Origin of the sequence: Curtobacterium sp. BRD11, from assembly GCF_031844345.1 — a bacterium.
Classification (GTDB): Bacteria; Actinomycetota; Actinomycetes; order Actinomycetales; family Microbacteriaceae; genus Curtobacterium.
Window position 1 is genome coordinate 371,143 of the sequence record NZ_JAUZUZ010000002.1, and the last position, 16,024, is coordinate 387,166.

A 16,024-nucleotide genomic window follows, 5' to 3' on the forward strand; every position below is an offset into this window, starting at 1 on the left:
GCAGGGCGGTGGGGCGAGCCTCCCGGCTCGGTGCCGGTCCTGCGACATCGCTCGCGTCGATCGACGGGTGCGGTGTCGCAGAACGCGTGCCGAACGCGCCACGCGACCGTCAGAACAGGCGGGTGTGCCCGCCCTCGATGCCGCGCATCGCGTCGTAGTCGAGCACGAGGACGCGGATGCCGCGGTCCTCGGCGAGCGTGCGGGCCTGCGGTGCGACCGTCTGCGCGGCCAGGACGCCCTGCACCGGCCGCAGGTGCGGGTCGCGGTTCATGAGCTCGAGGTACCGCGTGAGCTGCTCGACGGCGTCGATGTTGGCGTTGCGCTTCATCTCGACCGCGACGCTCGCCCCCGCGTCGTCGCGCGCCAGGATGTCGACCGGACCGATCGCCGTCATGTACTCACGTCGGACGAGCGTGTGCCCGTCGCCGAGGAGCTCGATCTGCTCGGCGAGCAGCTGCTGCAGGTGCGCCTCGACGCCGTCCTTCACCAGACCGGGGTCGACGCCGAGGTCGTGGCTCTCGTCCGCGACGACCTCGTACAGGCTGACGATGAGCTTGTCCTGCGTCTTCTTCTGCGTGACGGTCCAGACCTGGGTGATGCCGGCGCTCGCCTGCTCCTCGTCGGGCTCGGTCATCTCGATCGAGCACGGCGGGCTCATCCAGTTCAGCGGCTTGTAGCTGCCGCCGTCCGAGTGGACGAGCAGCGAGCCGTCCGCCTTGAGCATGAGCAGACGGGTCGCGAGCGGCAGGTGGGCCGACAGGCGTCCGGCGTAGTCGACGGAGCAGCGGGCGATGACGAGACGCACCCGGCGATCCTAACGGTCGGCGCGCGTCCCACCGGACGCGGCGGGGTCCGCCATCGTGTCGTCCGTCCCGTGGTGCGGGCGGTCGGTCTGGAGGCGCGGCTCGCCCCCGCCGGGCTGCGCCGCGTCCGGCTGCTGGTCGCGTGCCGCCCCGTGGTCACCGTCGTCGCGTCCGCGCCGCTTCCGCAGCGTCTCGGCCGCCGCGCCGGTCTCGCGCGCCGCACCCGATGCCAGGCCGGCGGCGATGATGAACACGAACACCACGAGCAGCGCGCCGAGCAGGCCGATGTGCTCGCCGAGGAAGCCGATCAGCGGCGGACCGGCGAGGAACGCCACGTAGCCGATCGTCGCCACGGCGCTGACCTTGAGCGCTGCCGAGCGGGGGTCGTCGGCGGCGGCGGACATGCCCATCGGGAAGCCGAGGCTCGCACCGAGGCCCCAGAGGACGACACCGACGATCGCGATCGGGATCACGTCCACGAAGATGAGCAGCCCGAGGCCGACGACGGCGACGGCGGCGCTCACGCGGAGCACGGGTACCCGGCCGAACCGGTCGATGAGCGGGCTGCCCGCGATGCGTCCGGCGGTCATCGCGGCGAGGAACACCGTGAGCACGGCGGAGCCGGCGGCGTTGTCGAGTCCGTGCCCGTCGATCATGGCGAGGGGCAGCCAGTCGTTGGCGGAGCCCTCGGCCAGCGCCATGCCGAGCACGATCACACCGATGAGGAGCGTCGACGGCTGTGCCCAGACCTGCCAGCGTGTGAGCTGCACCGGGGTCGGGCTGGTCGCGGTGGACTCGTGCTCCTCGTACCGGTGCTCGTCCCCGAAGCGCGACGCCGCCGCGAGCATGACCAGGCAGACCACGACGCCGAGCCCCGCGAAGTGCAGCACGACGGGGACGTCGAGCGCCTCGGTCAGGGCGCCGAGCCCGGCACCGGCGAGCGTGCCGACGCTGAACGCGGCGTGGAAGAGCGGCATGATCGTGCGCCCACCGGCCTTCTCGGCGGCGGCGCCGGAGACGTTCATCGACACGTCGACCAGGCCGTTGCCGAAGCCGAACGCGATGAGACCGATCCAGATCGCGGCGAAGCCCCAGCCGGCGGTGACGGCGACGCCCGCGAAGACGAGGCCGACCGCCAGGCAGACCGACGCCACCTGCACGCCCCGGCGGGCGCCGACCTTCGCGACGATGTGGCCGGCGAAGGTGAGGCCGCCGATCGAGCCGACCGCCATGCCGAGCACGAGCAGGCCCATCTCGAAGGTGGTGGCACCGAGGGAGTCGCGCACGCTGGGGATGCGTCCGAGCCAGGTGGCGATGGCCAGGCCGGACAGCGTGAAGGCCACGAAGACCGCGATGATCCAGGTGCGGGTCGTCGGGGCGGTTCGGGTGGACGTCGTCGTCATGCGGAGCTTCCGGTCTCGTGCTGGTCGTGTCGTGGGCCGCCAGCGAGGCCGTCCCTGGTCGGGTTCCTGCCTGCGGCTGTCCGGTCGAATCGATTCGACCGGTTCGTGTGACTACGCTAACGGGCGATGGACCACCCGGCAACAGCACCCGGCGCGTCCGGGGCGACGAACCCCCGCGACCACGCCGACGGTCCCGTGCGCCGTGGGCCCAGACCGACGCTCGCCGCGGTCGCCCGTGCAGCAGGGGTCGCACCGTCGACCGCCTCCCTCGCCTTCAGCGGTGCCGGCCCGGTGTCCGAGGACGCGAGGGCCCGGGTGCTCGCCGCCGCTGCCGAGCTCGGCTACGGGGGCCCGGACCCGCGGGCGCGCTCGCTCCGCCGGGGGCGGTCCGGGGTGATCGGCGTCGTGATGGACGAGCGGCTGAGCGATGCGTTCCGCGACCCGGTCAACGTCCTGACGCTCGACGGCATCGCCGAGGTCGCGGGCGAGGCGGGCGCCTCCCTGCTCCTCGTGCGCAGCCCCCTCGACGACGAGCACGGCGCCGGGCCGATCGTCGACGCCCCGATGGACGCCGTCGTCCTGGTCGGGTGCAACGTGCGGATCGACCCGGCGGTCGCCGTGCTCCGCCGGCGACAGATCCCCGTCGTCGCGATCGAGGCCGACGACATCGAGGGCGCGGTCCCCGTCCAGCTCGACAACCGCGAGGCCTCCGGTCGTGCCGCCGACTACCTGCGCGAGCTCGGCCACACCGCGGTCACCGTCGTCACCCTCCCGCTCGATGCCGAGCGCCGCCGCGGCCCCGTCGACGCAGCGCGCGAGGCGGAGGGGGTCGCCCACACCACCCTGGAGCGTCTCCGTGGTGTGCGCAGCGTCTACCCCGACGCCGTCGCGGTCGAGGCCGCCGCCAGCTCCGTCGAGGAGGGCCGGATCGCCGGACAGTCACTGTTCACCGGCGACGGACCGGTCCCGAGCGCGGTGATCGCGCAGAGCGACCTGCTCGCCGTCGGGGTGGTCTCGGCAGCGCTCGACGCGGGACTCCGGGTGCCCGAGGACGTCAGCGTCGTCGGCTTCGACGGCATCACGGTCGACGACAGCCTGCTCCACCGCTCGCCGATCCGGCAGCTCACGACGCTGGTGCAGCCGTTCGAGCAGAAGGGTCGGGCCGCCGCACGCGCCGCGCTCGCGATGCTCGAGGGCGACGAGCCGCAGCCGGCGGCCTTCCGGTCGGAGCTGCGCGTGGGCGACACGACGGGGCCGGTGCGCCGGGCGGTCGGCGACTGAGCGCCCGGGTCCGCGACCCGCGCGCCTCCTGTCGGAGCGCTGGGGGCTAGGCGCCCGAGGTGCCGCTGGTGGCGATGCCCGCTGCGCCGATGCCGATCACGAAGATGACGAGCAGCGCCCACCCCACGACGAAGAGCCCGTTCAGGATCAGACCGGTGACCGCCATCCCGCGACCGGCGGGTTCCTTCCGGAGGCCGACGATGCCGAGGACGAACCCGACCAGCGGCACGAGGAAGGTGAACCCCAGGACGACCGACACCAGGCCGAGCACCATGCTCGCGATGCTCAGACCACGCGGCGGAGCGGGCTGGTAGCCGACCGTCACGTGCGTCGGCTGCCCGTACTGCGGCGCCGGCGCGTACTGCGGCTGCTGCTGCGCGTACTGCGGCTGGTGCTGGCCCTGGTTCCCCTGGCCCGGGTACTGGTCGTCACTCATCGGTTCCCCCTCGTCGAGTCCGCTGTCGCGTGCCCCAACGGTAGCGGATGGCAGGGCGCGGCCCCGGCTGGGTGTCGGTTGGGGGTTTCCTCAGCGCCGCAGGCCTCCGCCACCGACTGCTCACGAGGAGCGCTCCCTACGCTCCGTCACGTGCAGCCGATCGATCGTTCCCGGGACCTGGTGTGGCTCGTCGTGGTCCTGGTGGTCGCGTTCGTCTCGGTCGCGCTCACCGTCGTCGTCGTGCGATCGGTGGGGTCGTCCGATCAGGCGACTGCTGCTCCGGCACCGAGCGCGACGCTGATCGCGCCGCAGCGCACCCGCAGTGTGCCGACGAGTTCCCGCGGCATCCCCGCCACCGAGCGCCCGACGTCGCGCGAACCGTCGAGCGTCGACCTCGCGACGACGTGGACCCCGCCCGCCGACCTCCCGCAGCAGGGGCGCCTGCTGCACGTCGCCATCCCGGGCACCCGGTCGCACTTCGTCGCGCGGGACGCCCTGCTCTGGCTCCCACCGGCGGCACTGGTCGCCGATCCGCCACCACTCCCCGTCACCGTCCTCATGTCGGGGCAGTCACGGGGCGCGGGCCCCGACGACGTCGAGACCGGCGGGCACATCGCACACACCATGGATGCGATCGCCGGCCTGCACCGCGGCCTCGCGCCGATCGTCGTCGTGCCCGATCAGCTCGGCCCACGATCGGGCAACCCGATGTGCGTCGACGGGCCGCTCGGCAACAGCCGGACGTACCTCGAGCAGGACGTCCCCGCGTGGATCACGAGTCACCTGCGCGTGCAGACCGGTGCCACGGCGTGGACCGTCGGCGGGTTCTCGCAGGGCGGCACCTGCGCGATCCAGCTCGGGGCGGGCGATCCACAGCGCTTCGGCAACGTGATCGACGTCTCCGGTGAGCTCGGCCCGACCGAGCTGACCCGCGCCGAGACCCTGCACGGGTTCGGCGGCAGCGTCGCGGCCTGGCGTGCGGCGCAACCGATCGCGGTGATGGCCCAGCACGGCCCCTACACCGGTACGTCCGCGTTCTTCACCGCTGCGCAGCTGGACCGGCACTACGGTCCGGCGATGCCCGTGGTCGCCGCGCACGCTGCTGCGGCGGGCATGCACGTGACGCGGTGGGTCGTGCCGGGAGGCGGGCACGACTGGGCGATGGCACGCGCGGCCATCGCTGCCGGGATGGCGTGGCTGGAGCCGCACGTGGGACTCGCGGCGTCCTGACGGCTCGCTCGCCACTCGAGGGCTCCGGCCGCCGGTCCCTCAGGAGTACTCGGAACGGATGAAGGCGGCGAACCCGGGGATCGTGAACTGGAGCATCCCCCGGTCGGCTGGTTGCACGAGTCCCTTGTCGATGAGCCGCGCCCGCGGCGTGGAGAGCTGGTTCGTCCCGGTCCCCAGCGCCTCCGCGATCGACGCCCGCGAAGTCGGACCGTCGCCGAGCCGTGCCATCGCCGTCAGCAGACGCCGTTCCGAGGTCGAGCACGCCGACCACCTCGCCCGGAAGAGCGCCTCCAGGTCGGCCTGCATGGAACGGTGTCCGGTCTCGACCGAACCGACGTCGATCACCGCTCCCGGATCGGGCCGCCCTGCAGCCGCCCACGCGGAGTCGGCGATGAGCTGGACGGAGTACGGGTAGCCCTGCGCGATCGACAACGCGCGGTCGACGGCTTCCGGCGTCCACTGCACTCCGAGGAGGCGAGCCGGTCCGACCAGTGCGATCTCCTCGGCATCGCGATGCAGGGGGCCGAGCGGTCGGTACGCGAGGCGTTCGCTGAAGGTGACGATCTCGGCGATGGTCTCCGGCGCGTTCGGCAGTCCAGCGGCGAAGACCGCGGCGGGGACGTCCGTACCCTCCGCCTGGAGGTGTTGCCAGGCGTAGACCAGCGTGCGGAGGCCTGCCGCGTCCGCTGACTGGATCTCGTCGACGAAGATGACGAGCGGCCGCTCCGTCGTGGCGGCGCGGATGACGTCCTCGAGGCCGCGGGCGCCCGCACGAGCGCGCTCGTCGTCCGGAGCCGTCGAGCGGAAGGTCCCCGTCGCGGTGGCGATGCCCGGCACCCCGAGCGAGAGCCGGAGTGACTCGACCTTCTCGCGGAGAGCCCTGCCGTGCGGGGCGCCGGCAGCCCCGACGGTCCGCCGCAACTCGTCGAGGATCTGCTCGACGAGCCCTTGCGGTTCACCTGCCGTCACCCACACGGTGGCCGCGCCGCGCGCAGAAGCCCGGCGTTGGTACTCGCGGAGCAGTGACGTCTTCCCGAAGCCTCGCGCGGCGTGGTCCACCCGGATCCGACCCACCAGACGGTGGAGGTCGACCAGGACTGACAGGCGCTCGTCCAGATCGGCGAGTTGGAGGGCGCGCCCGGGAACGGCGCGGGCGATCTCACCCGGTGTGTAGGGGCTCGGCTGCATGGGCCTCCGATGATCTGTTATGAAAGACGTCTTTCATAACAATCTATCGCACTCCTCCCGCCCGCGGCCCGCGCAGCCCGAGCACCACCACGGCGACGAGGTTCACCGCGCTCCCGACCAGGAACCCCGTGCTGCCCCCGGCCACGCCCCACGTCGGAGCGAGCACCGCCATGAGCACCACCCCGACGACGAACCCGGCGACCGACGCCAGCGCCACCTGCCGCGACCGCCCGGACGCGAGCAGCAGCGCCGCGGGCACGAGCCCGACCGTGAACACCCACACGCCGACCATCAGGTACCGCAGGTCCGACACGGCCTCGGCCCCCTCGGCGGGGTAGACGAGCGGCAGGAACCACCCGGCGAGCCACGCCACGAGCCCGAACACCACGGCGGTCCCGCCGGTGAAGCCGCCGACGAGCAGGAGCACCCCGCGTGAGCGCAGCGACCCGCCGTCCGAGCGGTGGGCGAACGCCGGCACGAGGACCTGGCCCAGCGCCTGGCCGACCATCGACGCCGGGGTCGCCAGGGTGAACGCCGCCGCGTAGACACCGGCCTCGTGCGCCGAGACGGAGACCTGCGCCGAGATCATCGTCAGCTGCAGCAGCCCGTTCGAGGTCACGACCGCGAGCACGTTCCAGGCCGCGAAGGCGAGCACCCCTGCGGTCGGTTCCGGTGCGCCGAGAGCACGGTTCCCTCGCGGCCAGCAGGCGACGGCGAACACGGTGTACCCGACCGCCAGCGGCAGCAGTACGAGGGGCTCGAGCCGGGCGACGCACGCTGCGACGAGCAATCCGAGGGCGAGCAGGCTCGTGACCGTGTCCCACAGTGCGACGCGTGGCGCCCGGTCGTACCCGAGTTGCGCTCCGCGGGCGTAGCAGTACAGGCCGTACCCGACGACGACCCCGACCCCGCCGACGACCATGCCCGGGCTCGTTCCCCAGGCGAGCGCGACCGGCACGGTCACGGCGGCGAGCACGGCGCTCGACACCGCCATCGAGGCCCCGAGCAGCCGGTTCACCGCGGCGTCCGAGCGACGTCCGCGCAGTGCGATCGCCAGCACTCTCGACGCGGTGTTCCCCGCGGCGTTCGGCCAGAGCAACGCGGTGAAGACCGACAGGGAGAGCAGGGCGGTGGTCTGCCCGAGGGTCTCGGTGCCGAACACCCGGCCGACGACGACGGTGACGAGCAGCTTCGCGAGCCCCTGCACGCCGATGCCGACGGTGGCGAGCAGCGCCGACGACGCGACGCGCCCGTGCCCGTCCGCGCGCCCGCCCGTGTGCCCGCTCACCGCGCCAGCGCCTGTTCGACCCAGCCCCGACGGTGCGCCCGCACCCCGAGGGTCACCGCCCGGACGCCGATGTAGCCGAGCGCGAAGGCCGCCCAGAGCCCGGCGAGCGTCCCGCCGACCCACCAGAGCAGCGGCAGGTACACGACCAGGTTCACGAGCCCGGCGACGGCGAGGTAGCGCGCGTCCCCGGCACCGATGAGCACGCCGTCGAGCACGAACACGTAGCCGGCGACGGGCATCCCGACGGCGATGAGGACGAGCACGAGCGGCAGGGCCGAGCGCACCGCTGCGGAGTCGGAGAAGACCGGTCCGAGCAGTCCGCTCACCGCGAGGGTCAGCACCCCGAGCAGTGCCCCGCCGACGATGCCGAGCAGCACGAGCCGGCGCGTGACCAGCCGCACCCGGTCGGGATCGCGCGCGCCGAGCCCGTGACCGACGAGCGCCTGCCCGGCGATCGCCAGGGCATCGAGTGCGAAGGCCAGGGTCGAGAACACCGTGAGACCGACCTGGGTCGTCGCCAGGCCGGTCGTGCCCAGGCCCGAGGCGGTCGCCACGGTCGCGAGCATCGCCACGCGCAACGACGCCGTGCGCAGGAACAGCCACGCCCCGGACCGGAGCGCCCGCACGACGCCGGACGCCCCCGGTCGCAGCGGTGCACCCGATGCCCGGGCCGCACGCACGGCGATCACGACGTACACGGCGGCCATCGCCCACTGCACGATCACGGTGCCGGCGGCGGACCCCTCGACGCCCCAGCCGGCGCCGTAGATGAGCACGGCGTTGAGCAGCCCGTTCGCCACGAAGCCGATCGTCGCCACGACGAGGGGTGTCCGCGTGTCCTGCAGGCCCCGCAGCAGTCCGGTCGACGCCGTCACGACCAGGATCCCGGGGAGCCCGATCAGCGACACCGTCAGGTACGCGGTCGCCGCGGTCGAGACCGCCGCCGAGGCGCCGAACAGCTCGACGAGCGGTCCGGCGAGCGGCCAGCCGACGAGTGCGAGCACGACACCGAGCCCGAGCGCGAGCCACATGCCGTCGATGCCGGCGTGCACCGCTCCGCGACGGTCGCCGCCGCCCAGCGCCCGGGCCACCGCGGGGGTCGTCGAGTACGCCAGGAAGACGAGCAGTCCGGTCACCGTCTGCAGCACGACGCTCGCGAGGCCCACGGCAGCCAGCGCCGTCGCCCCGAGGTGTCCGACGAGCGCCGTGTCGGTCAGCAGGAAGAGCGGCTCGACGACGAGCGCGCCGAGGGCCGGCAGCGCGAGCCGGACGATGTCCCGGTCGACCGACCGACGCTCGGTCGTCGCGGCGGGCGAGGTCGGTCGTGGCACCGGACCATCCTGCCGGAGTCGGAGCAGCACCGGTCCGTCCCGCCGTCGGTACGCTGCGCGCGTGGACCTCCTCGCGCTCGCGCCCGGCGCCGTCGGCATCGCCCTGAGCCCGCTGCCCGTCGCGTCCGTGGTCGTCCTGCTCGGGCACCGTCGCGGCTCCGCCCCCGCCGTCGCCTGCACCGCCGGGTGGACCGTGGCCGTCGCCGCGGCGCTCGTCCTGGCGGTCGCGGTGGGGGAGCGGCTCCCCGTGCAGACGGCCGGTGGCTCGTCCGTCCAGGCGATCGTCGCCGTGGTCGCCGGGGTGGTGCTCGCCGCGCTCGCGGTCTGGCAGTGGACGGTCCGCCGGCTGCCGGACGGCTCCCCGTCGAGCACCCGCTGGGCGGACGTGGTCGAGCGGGTCGGTCCGGTGCACGGCTTCGGGCTCGGGATGCTGCTGTTCTGCAACCCGAAGGCGGTCGTGCTCGCCCTGACCGCGGGGCTCGCGTTCGGGGACGCCGAGCCCGACCTCGGCGAGGCACTGCTCGCCGGCGCGGCCTTCGTCGTGGTCGCCGCGTCGACGACGGTGCTGCCCGTGGTCCTCGTGCTCGCGGCCGGTCGTCGCGCTCGCCGTCCCCTCGCTGCGATGCGCGCGGGCATCGCCCGGTGGGGCTCTGTCGGACTGGTCGCGGTGCTCGCCGTCCTGGCGGTGGTCCAGCTCACCGTCGGCGTGGTCGGTCTCCGCTGACGCTGGCCGACAGGGCGGGTGCGCGCACGACCGGACCGCGGACGGAACGGACGGGAGGCCCGTGGCGGGGTCGCCACGGGCCTCCCGTCCGTTGGTCCCGGCGTCAGTCGGCGCGCGGCTCTGCCGGGGTCGCCCCGGTGGCGGCGCGCGCCTCGTCCGACGCGCGGGGCGTCGCCGGGTCCGTCCCGCGGGCCCGTCCGACCAGGTCCATCAGGTGGTAGACGACGATCGCGGCGACCGTGCCGACGATGATGCCGCCGAAGGTCGCGCCGCCGAACGAGAACGTGAAGTCGGCGATGCCCATGATCAGCGCGATGCCGGCGGTCAGCTGGTTCTTCGGCTTGGCGAAGTCGACGCGGTTCTCGACCCAGATGCGGATGCCGATGACGCCGATCAGTCCGTACAGGGCGGTGGTCGCACCGCCGAGCACCCCGGCCGGCACCGAGGAGATGACCATGCCGACCTTCGGCGACAGCCCCAGCAGGATCGCGACGATCGCGGCGACCCAGTACGCGGCCGTCGAGAAGACGCGGGTCGCGGCCATCACGCCGATGTTCTCGCCGTAGGTCGTGGTGGCGGAACCGCCGCCGGCACCGGCGAGCACGGTCGAGACGCCGTCGGCGAAGAGCGCGCGACCCGTCAGCGGGGTGAGGTCACGGCCGGTCAGCTGTCCGACGCCCTTGACGTGACCGACGTTCTCGGCGACCAGGGCGAGCACGACCGGCACGAAGCCGAGGTAGATCGCGAGCTGGCCCGGGTCGAAGGCCGGGGCGGTGAAGGTCGGCAGGCCGATCCACGGGGCCGCGCTGACCGTCGACAGGTCGACCTGGCCGGAGAGCAGGGCGGCGACGTAGCCGACGAGGACGCCGATGACGATGGACAGGCGACCGAGCAGTCCCTTGAACAGCACCGTGACCAGGATGATCGCCGCGAGGGTGATCAGCGCGACGACCGGGGCCTTCGCGAAGTTGTCGCGGGCGGCCGGCGCGAGGTTGAAGCCGATCAGGGCGACGATCGCTCCCGACACCACCGGGGGCATGAGGCGGTCGATCCACCCGGCCCCGGCGAGGTGCACGATCGCGCCGACCAGTGCGAGCAGCACGCCGACCACGATGATCCCGGACAGCGCGAGCGGGATGCCGCCGATCTTCGTCGCGGCGCCGATCGGGGCGAGGAAGGCGAACGACGAGCCGAGGTAGCTCGGCAGCCGGTTGCCGGTGATCAGCAGGAAGAGGATCGTGCCGACGCCGCTGAAGAGCAGGGTCGTCGAGGGCGGGAAGCCCGTGATGAGCGGCACGAGGAAGGTGGCACCGAACATCGCGACGACGTGCTGGACGCCGAGCCCGATGGTGCGACCCCAGGAGAGGCGCTCGTCCGGCGCCACGATGGTCGAGGAGGAGACGGTCGCGCCGTCACCGTGCAGCTTCCAGCCGAGTCCCATGGCAGCACCGTAGCGGCTGCGCGGCTCACGGTGCGGGCTCGCGGGTCCCGCTGGTGCTAGTGCCCGCCGGTGTCCCCGCCCCGCGACCCCTCGCGACGCCGGACGACGAGGGTCCCGATGCCCTGCACCACGAAGAACACGGCGGAGGCGGCGAGGAGGACCGCCACGGCGACCGCGCCGGCGGACAGCCCCCTCGCGACGAGCTGCACGACCGCGACCGTGAGGAAGACGCCACCCATCACGATGACGACGACGGGGTTCTGCGCGACGAGGAAGCGTCGTCCGCCGTTCGCGTCGGCGACCGCCCGGGAGCGGGCCTGCGCCACCGCGTCGGGAGACCGGCCGTCGCGACGATCAGCGGCTCGGCGACGTGCACGCACACCGAACCAGACGACGGCACCGATCACGACCGCAGCTCCGTACGCGATCGGGCTCGGAGCCTGGAGCAACCCCGACACGAACAGCACCACGATGCCCGTGACGATGCCGGCGACCGACGCGGTCGTCCAGGTGTCGGTGCGGCCGTCGACCCCGGTGACGTAGCCCGGGCGCTTCGCGTACGGGTCGTGCGGCTGCTGCTCGTCGTCGCGCGACGGTGCGTTCGGTGTCGGGGATCCCACCGAGCAGAACGTACGCGTGGGTCCTGGGGCTCGCAGGAGCCGGCACGCGCGTCCTGACGTGACACTGCTGGCTCCGTCCCGACGCGGACCCGGTGGCTATCGTGGAGCGCATGACCGACGTCGCACGCACCTCAGGGATCCACACCGACGAGCTCGACCCGGCCGTCCGCCCGCAGGACGACCTCTACCGGCACGTGAACGGGACGTGGATCGCGCAGACGCCGATCCCCGACGACAAGGCGCGGTACGGCTCGTTCACCGTGCTCGCCGAGGACGCCGAGGTCGCCGTGCGCGAGATCGTCGAGCGCTCCCAGCAGGCCGCACCCGGCACCGAGGAGCGCAAGGTCGGTGACCTGTACACGTCCTTCACCGACGAGGAGCGGCTCGAGGCCCTCGGCACCGGACCGATCGACCCGCTGCTCGGCGAGATCGACGCCGTCGAGACCACCGACGACGTCATCGCGATGGTCGGACGCTTCGAGCGCCTGGGCCTGCCCGGCTTCGTCCAGCTCTTCGTCGACAACGACCCGGGTGACCCGGAGTCGTACGTCGTCTTCCTCGAGCAGTCCGGCCTGGGCCTGCCCGACGAGTCGTACTACCGCGAGGAGCGCTTCGCCGACATCCGGTCGAAGTACCGCGAGTTCGTCGCGTCGATGTTCCCGCTCGCGGGCTTCGCCGACGCCGGACGGAGCACCGAGGCCGTCATCGCGCTGGAGACGGCGCTCGCCGCGGCGCACTGGGACAACGTGACGACCCGCGACAGCCAGAAGACCTACAACAAGATGACCTGGGACGAGGTCGCCGCGCTCGCGAACGGCACCGACCTGCACCTGTGGTGGCAGGCGATCGGTGCCCCTGCCGGCGCCTTCGAGACCGTGGTCGTGCGCGAGCCGTCGTTCATCACCGGCCTGGCCGAGCTCCTGCGCTCCCAGCCGCTCGACGCGTGGAAGGACTGGCTGCGCTGGCAGGTCATCCGCGGCTCCGCGGCGTACCTGACGAGCGCGATGTCCGCCACGAACTTCTCGTTCTACGGCACGGCGCTCACCGGTGCGCCGAAGCAGCGCGAGCGCTGGAAGCGCGGCGTCTCGCTGGTCGAGGGCGCGATGGGCGAGGCCGTCGGTCGCATCTACGTGCAGGAGCACTTCGACGAGACGTCCAAGGCCGAGATGGACGACCTCGTCGCCAACCTGGTCGAGGCGTACCGGCAGAGCATCACCGCGCTCGACTGGATGACCGACGAGACCCGCGCCCGTGCCCTCGACAAGCTCGACAAGTTCACGCCGAAGATCGGCTACCCGGTGACGTGGCGCGACTACTCGGCCCTGTCGGTCAGCCCCGACGACCTGATCGGCAACGTCCGGGCCGTCGCGAGCTTCGCGGTCGACCGCGAGCTGGGCAAGATCGGGAAGCCGATCGACCGCGACGAGTGGTTCATGACCCCGCAGACGATCAACGCGTACTACAACCCGGGGTTCAACGAGATCGTCTTCCCGGCGGCGATCCTGCAGTTCCCGTTCTTCGAGGCGTCGCGCGACGCCGCCGCGAACTACGGCGCGATCGGTGCCGTCATCGGGCACGAGATCGGACACGGCTTCGACGACCAGGGCTCGCAGTACGACGGGGACGGCCGACTGCAGAACTGGTGGACCGAGGCCGACCGCACGGCGTTCGAGGAGCGCACGAAGGCCCTCATCGCCCAGTACGACGCGCTCGTACCGACCGAGGTGCCGGACGGCCACGTCAACGGCGCGCTGACCATCGGCGAGAACATCGGTGACCTCGGCGGGCTGTCGATCGCGTGGAAGGCGTACCTGCTGTCCCTCGACGGCCAGGAGCCCCCGGTCGTGGACGGGCTGTCCGGCGCCGAGCGCTTCTTCCTCAGCTGGGCCCAGGCCTGGCGGATGGCGATCCGTCCGGAGGAGGCAGCGCGTCTGCTGAGCATCGACCCGCACTCGCCGAACGAGTTCCGCTGCAACCAGATCGTGCGGAACATCGACGGCTTCTACGAGGCCTTCGGCGTCACCGAGTCGGACACGATGTACCTCGACCCGGCCGAGCGCGTCGCGATCTGGTGATGACCGAGCCGGACGCGGCTCCGTCGTCCGAGCCGAGCGCTGACCACAGCGGGACACCCAGCGCTGCGCCGGGCGAGACGCCGGGCGCCGACACCGGTGCCTCCCGCCGTCCCCGCCGCCGACACCAGGTCGGCGGCGGGAACGGCGCTCGTGCGCGCGGACGCCACCGTGGCGGGGCCGACGAGCGGTTCGGCGCGACGGTCGACGCCCTCGGTTCGATCGCCCGTGACGGTGCCGCCGTCAGCGCGTCGATCATCGACACGTCGACCGGCAAGGCCCTGCTCGCCGTCGACGACACCCTGGTGCAGCCGGTCGCGAGCCTCGGTCGCGTGCTCCTGCTCATCGAGGTCGCGGCGCAGCTCGAGGACGGCCGGCTGCACGGCGACCGGCTCCAGCGGATGGCACGGGACACCGCCACCGGCGCCGGGCTGTGGCAGTTCCTGCAGGAACCGACGATGCAGGTGCCGGACCTGGCGACCCTGGTCGGGGCGACGGCGGACGCGTGGGCGATGAACGCACTGCTGTCGACCGTCGGCATCGACGCGGTGCGGCAGCGGGCCGAGGCGCTCGGCATCGACCGCACGGCACTCATCGACCGCGTGCGGGACCGGCGCGGTCCCGACGACGCCCCCGACGCCTCCGTGGCGCCGGCAGGCGAGCTCGCCTGGCTGATGCGCGGCCTGGCCCTCGGCGAGGTCGTCGACGAGGCGGTGTCGAACCGGGTGCTCGGCTGGCTGAGCCTGGCGAGCGACACCACGCTCGTGGCGGGCTCGTTCGGCCTCGACCCCCTGGCGCACCGTGCGCTGGACCACGGGCTGCAGGCCGTCGTCGTGACCGGCTCGTCGACCGGCGTCCGCGCCGAGGCCGGCATCCTCCGGGGACCCGGCTCGTCGGTGAGCTACGCGGTCACGGTGACCTTCGACGACGCGACACTGCAGCGGCGGCTCGCGGTCGTCGAGGCCCTGCGCACGATGGGCACCGAGGTGCTCGAGGCCGTGCACACCCCCGCCCGCCGCTGACCAGCACGGACGAGCACGGACGGGCGGGCGCAGACGGGCGCCGGCGGGCGCGACGGGCGCCGGCGGGCGCGACGGCTCAGTCGGCCGCCTGCCCCTCCGGCACCAGGCCCTGCACGCTGAGCAGCCCCGCGTCGGTCGACCGGCACGCCGTGATGCCGGAGTCCCGCACGAACAGTGACTCGGTCGACCCGGGCGGGTACACGCGGAACCCGTCCGCGGACACCGGGTCGCACGTCGCCGTCGGGTAGTTCTCCGCCTGGGTGATCTTCAGCGGTGCGACGGCCACCGCGCCGGGCGCCAGCGTCACGGTCGGGTGCGCCGATGCCTCGTCACGGGTGGCCGGGGCGCCGATCTGCTCACCCGAGCCGCCGCCGACGAAGGAGACCCCGGGCCACCCCTGCAGCGTGCAGGTCGTGGAGCCGGTGTTGCGGAGCGCGAGGTGCACGTACGTGCTGCCGGCGGCCCCACCGCTGCCGGACTCGACGCTGCCCGACAGCGATCCGGTGGTGCACCGGCCACCGTCGCCGCCGGACCCGCCACCCGCCGAGCCGCCCGACGACGACGCCGCCGACGACGCCGACGACGACGGAGCCGGTGACGAGGACGGAGCCGAGGTCGCAGCGGAGGGCGACGAGCCCCCGGCCGACGCGGTCACGGTCTCGGTGGCCGTCGGCGCCGGGTCCGGGCCGCCCGACGAACAGCCGGAGAGCGCGAGCGCGAGCACGGCCCCGGTGCTCGCGAGGACGATGGCGGAACGTGTGCTGCGGTGCATGCCTCGACGCAACACCCGCCGCGGTCCTCGGGACTCGGTGAGCGTCCAGTCGTCACGGGCACACTCGCGTCACAGCCAGGAACACGAGCGACGGAGGTCGGAACATGGCAGGCAAGCACGAGCAGGCACGCGGCGAGGACGGTCGGGCGGACGGCGTCGACACCCGCGCCGGCGCCTTCACCGACAGCGAGATCCCGGGCGAGCAGCACGTCGAGTCGCACGAGCCCGCGGGAGAGTTCGTCTCCAGCGACATCCCCGGCGAGACGCGGCCCCAGGGCGCGGGCGGCGCGGACGAGGGTGAGTACGTCGAGTCGGACATCCCCGGCGAGGCCGAGCCCACGCCGGACGGCGAGGCCGGGCACTACGTCGACAAGGACGAGTGAGGCGCCGAGGGGCACCGGTCGGAGCTGACC

At 73.2% G+C, this 16,024-nt stretch carries 15 protein-coding genes; 6 read left to right on the plus strand and 9 right to left on the minus strand.

The genetic code is table 11. The features are described 5' to 3' along the window. Positions 1-109 precede the first annotated feature (109 nt). Positions 110-805, minus strand: a complete 696-nt coding sequence (gene nucS, locus Q9R28_RS06375; RefSeq protein ID WP_066651293.1) for an endonuclease NucS — start codon at positions 803-805, stop codon at positions 110-112. A 9-nt stretch (positions 806-814) separates the two neighbouring features. Beyond that, positions 815-2,206 (minus strand): MFS transporter, encoded by a 1,392-nt coding sequence (locus Q9R28_RS06380; RefSeq protein WP_311205703.1) that lies wholly within the window; start codon positions 2,204-2,206, stop codon positions 815-817. A 126-nt stretch (positions 2,207-2,332) separates the two neighbouring features. Between Q9R28_RS06380 and Q9R28_RS06385 the strand changes: the two genes are divergently transcribed. Next, positions 2,333-3,487: a substrate-binding domain-containing protein gene (locus tag Q9R28_RS06385; protein ID WP_311205704.1), complete on the plus strand. Its 1,155-nt coding sequence runs from the start codon at positions 2,333-2,335 to the stop codon at positions 3,485-3,487. Between the two features lie 46 nt (positions 3,488-3,533). Here Q9R28_RS06385 and Q9R28_RS06390 read toward each other — a convergent pair whose 3' ends face one another. Then, positions 3,534-3,923, minus strand: coding sequence for a DUF4190 domain-containing protein (locus Q9R28_RS06390; protein WP_311205705.1), 390 nt, complete (start codon positions 3,921-3,923; stop codon positions 3,534-3,536). A 150-nt stretch (positions 3,924-4,073) separates the two neighbouring features. Between Q9R28_RS06390 and Q9R28_RS06395 the strand changes: the two genes are divergently transcribed. Beyond that, the gene (locus tag Q9R28_RS06395) at positions 4,074-5,153 is read left to right on the plus strand and encodes an esterase family protein (RefSeq protein ID WP_209684684.1); all 1,080 of its coding nucleotides are present in this window, start codon (positions 4,074-4,076) and stop codon (positions 5,151-5,153) included. A 39-nt stretch (positions 5,154-5,192) separates the two neighbouring features. Here the strand turns inward: Q9R28_RS06395 and Q9R28_RS06400 are convergent, their stop codons facing one another. Genes Q9R28_RS06400 through Q9R28_RS06410 form a run of 3 tightly spaced genes read right to left on the minus strand, consistent with a single transcriptional unit; the run spans position 5,193 to position 8,960 of the window. Continuing rightward, entirely contained in the window at positions 5,193-6,341 is a 1,149-nt protein-coding gene (locus Q9R28_RS06400; RefSeq protein ID WP_081984522.1) for an ATP-binding protein, read from the minus strand. Positions 6,342-6,384: 43 nt separating this feature from the next. Further along, a complete protein-coding gene (locus Q9R28_RS06405; RefSeq protein ID WP_311205706.1) occupies positions 6,385-7,629 on the minus strand; it encodes a hypothetical protein in 1,245 nt (414 codons plus the stop codon). Beyond that, positions 7,626-8,960: an MATE family efflux transporter gene (locus Q9R28_RS06410; RefSeq protein WP_251160062.1), complete on the minus strand. Its 1,335-nt coding sequence runs from the start codon at positions 8,958-8,960 to the stop codon at positions 7,626-7,628. The genes Q9R28_RS06405 and Q9R28_RS06410 overlap by 4 nt, the downstream gene beginning before the upstream one ends. Positions 8,961-9,021: 61 nt before the next feature. On the opposite strand from Q9R28_RS06410, the gene Q9R28_RS06415 reads away from it, so the two are divergent. Beyond that, positions 9,022-9,684: a GAP family protein gene (locus Q9R28_RS06415; RefSeq protein WP_311205707.1), complete on the plus strand. Its 663-nt coding sequence runs from the start codon at positions 9,022-9,024 to the stop codon at positions 9,682-9,684. 103 nt (positions 9,685-9,787) lie between these two features. Here the strand turns inward: Q9R28_RS06415 and Q9R28_RS06420 are convergent, their stop codons facing one another. Together Q9R28_RS06420 and Q9R28_RS06425 are read right to left on the minus strand one after the other, a co-directional pair. Next, on the minus strand, positions 9,788-11,125 hold the full coding sequence (locus Q9R28_RS06420; RefSeq protein ID WP_311205708.1) for a solute carrier family 23 protein: 1,338 nt from the start codon (positions 11,123-11,125) through the stop codon (positions 9,788-9,790). 56 nt (positions 11,126-11,181) lie between these two features. Continuing rightward, the gene (locus tag Q9R28_RS06425; RefSeq protein WP_251160061.1) at positions 11,182-11,745 is read right to left on the minus strand and encodes a hypothetical protein; all 564 of its coding nucleotides are present in this window, start codon (positions 11,743-11,745) and stop codon (positions 11,182-11,184) included. A 110-nt stretch (positions 11,746-11,855) separates the two neighbouring features. On the opposite strand from Q9R28_RS06425, the gene Q9R28_RS06430 reads away from it, so the two are divergent. Together Q9R28_RS06430 and Q9R28_RS06435 are read left to right on the plus strand one after the other, a co-directional pair. Further along, positions 11,856-13,820: a M13 family metallopeptidase gene (locus tag Q9R28_RS06430; protein WP_251154349.1), complete on the plus strand. Its 1,965-nt coding sequence runs from the start codon at positions 11,856-11,858 to the stop codon at positions 13,818-13,820. After that, positions 13,820-14,839 (plus strand): serine hydrolase, encoded by a 1,020-nt coding sequence (locus Q9R28_RS06435; protein ID WP_081984526.1) that lies wholly within the window; start codon positions 13,820-13,822, stop codon positions 14,837-14,839. Before Q9R28_RS06430 ends, Q9R28_RS06435 begins: the two co-directional genes overlap by 1 nt. A gap of 76 nt (positions 14,840-14,915) precedes the next feature. Here the strand turns inward: Q9R28_RS06435 and Q9R28_RS06440 are convergent, their stop codons facing one another. Next, on the minus strand, positions 14,916-15,611 hold the full coding sequence (locus Q9R28_RS06440; protein WP_311205709.1) for a DUF4232 domain-containing protein: 696 nt from the start codon (positions 15,609-15,611) through the stop codon (positions 14,916-14,918). Positions 15,612-15,715: 104 nt separating this feature from the next. Between Q9R28_RS06440 and Q9R28_RS06445 the strand changes: the two genes are divergently transcribed. After that, positions 15,716-15,994: a hypothetical protein gene (locus Q9R28_RS06445; protein ID WP_209684668.1), complete on the plus strand. Its 279-nt coding sequence runs from the start codon at positions 15,716-15,718 to the stop codon at positions 15,992-15,994. The last annotated feature ends 30 nt before the right edge of the window (positions 15,995-16,024 follow it).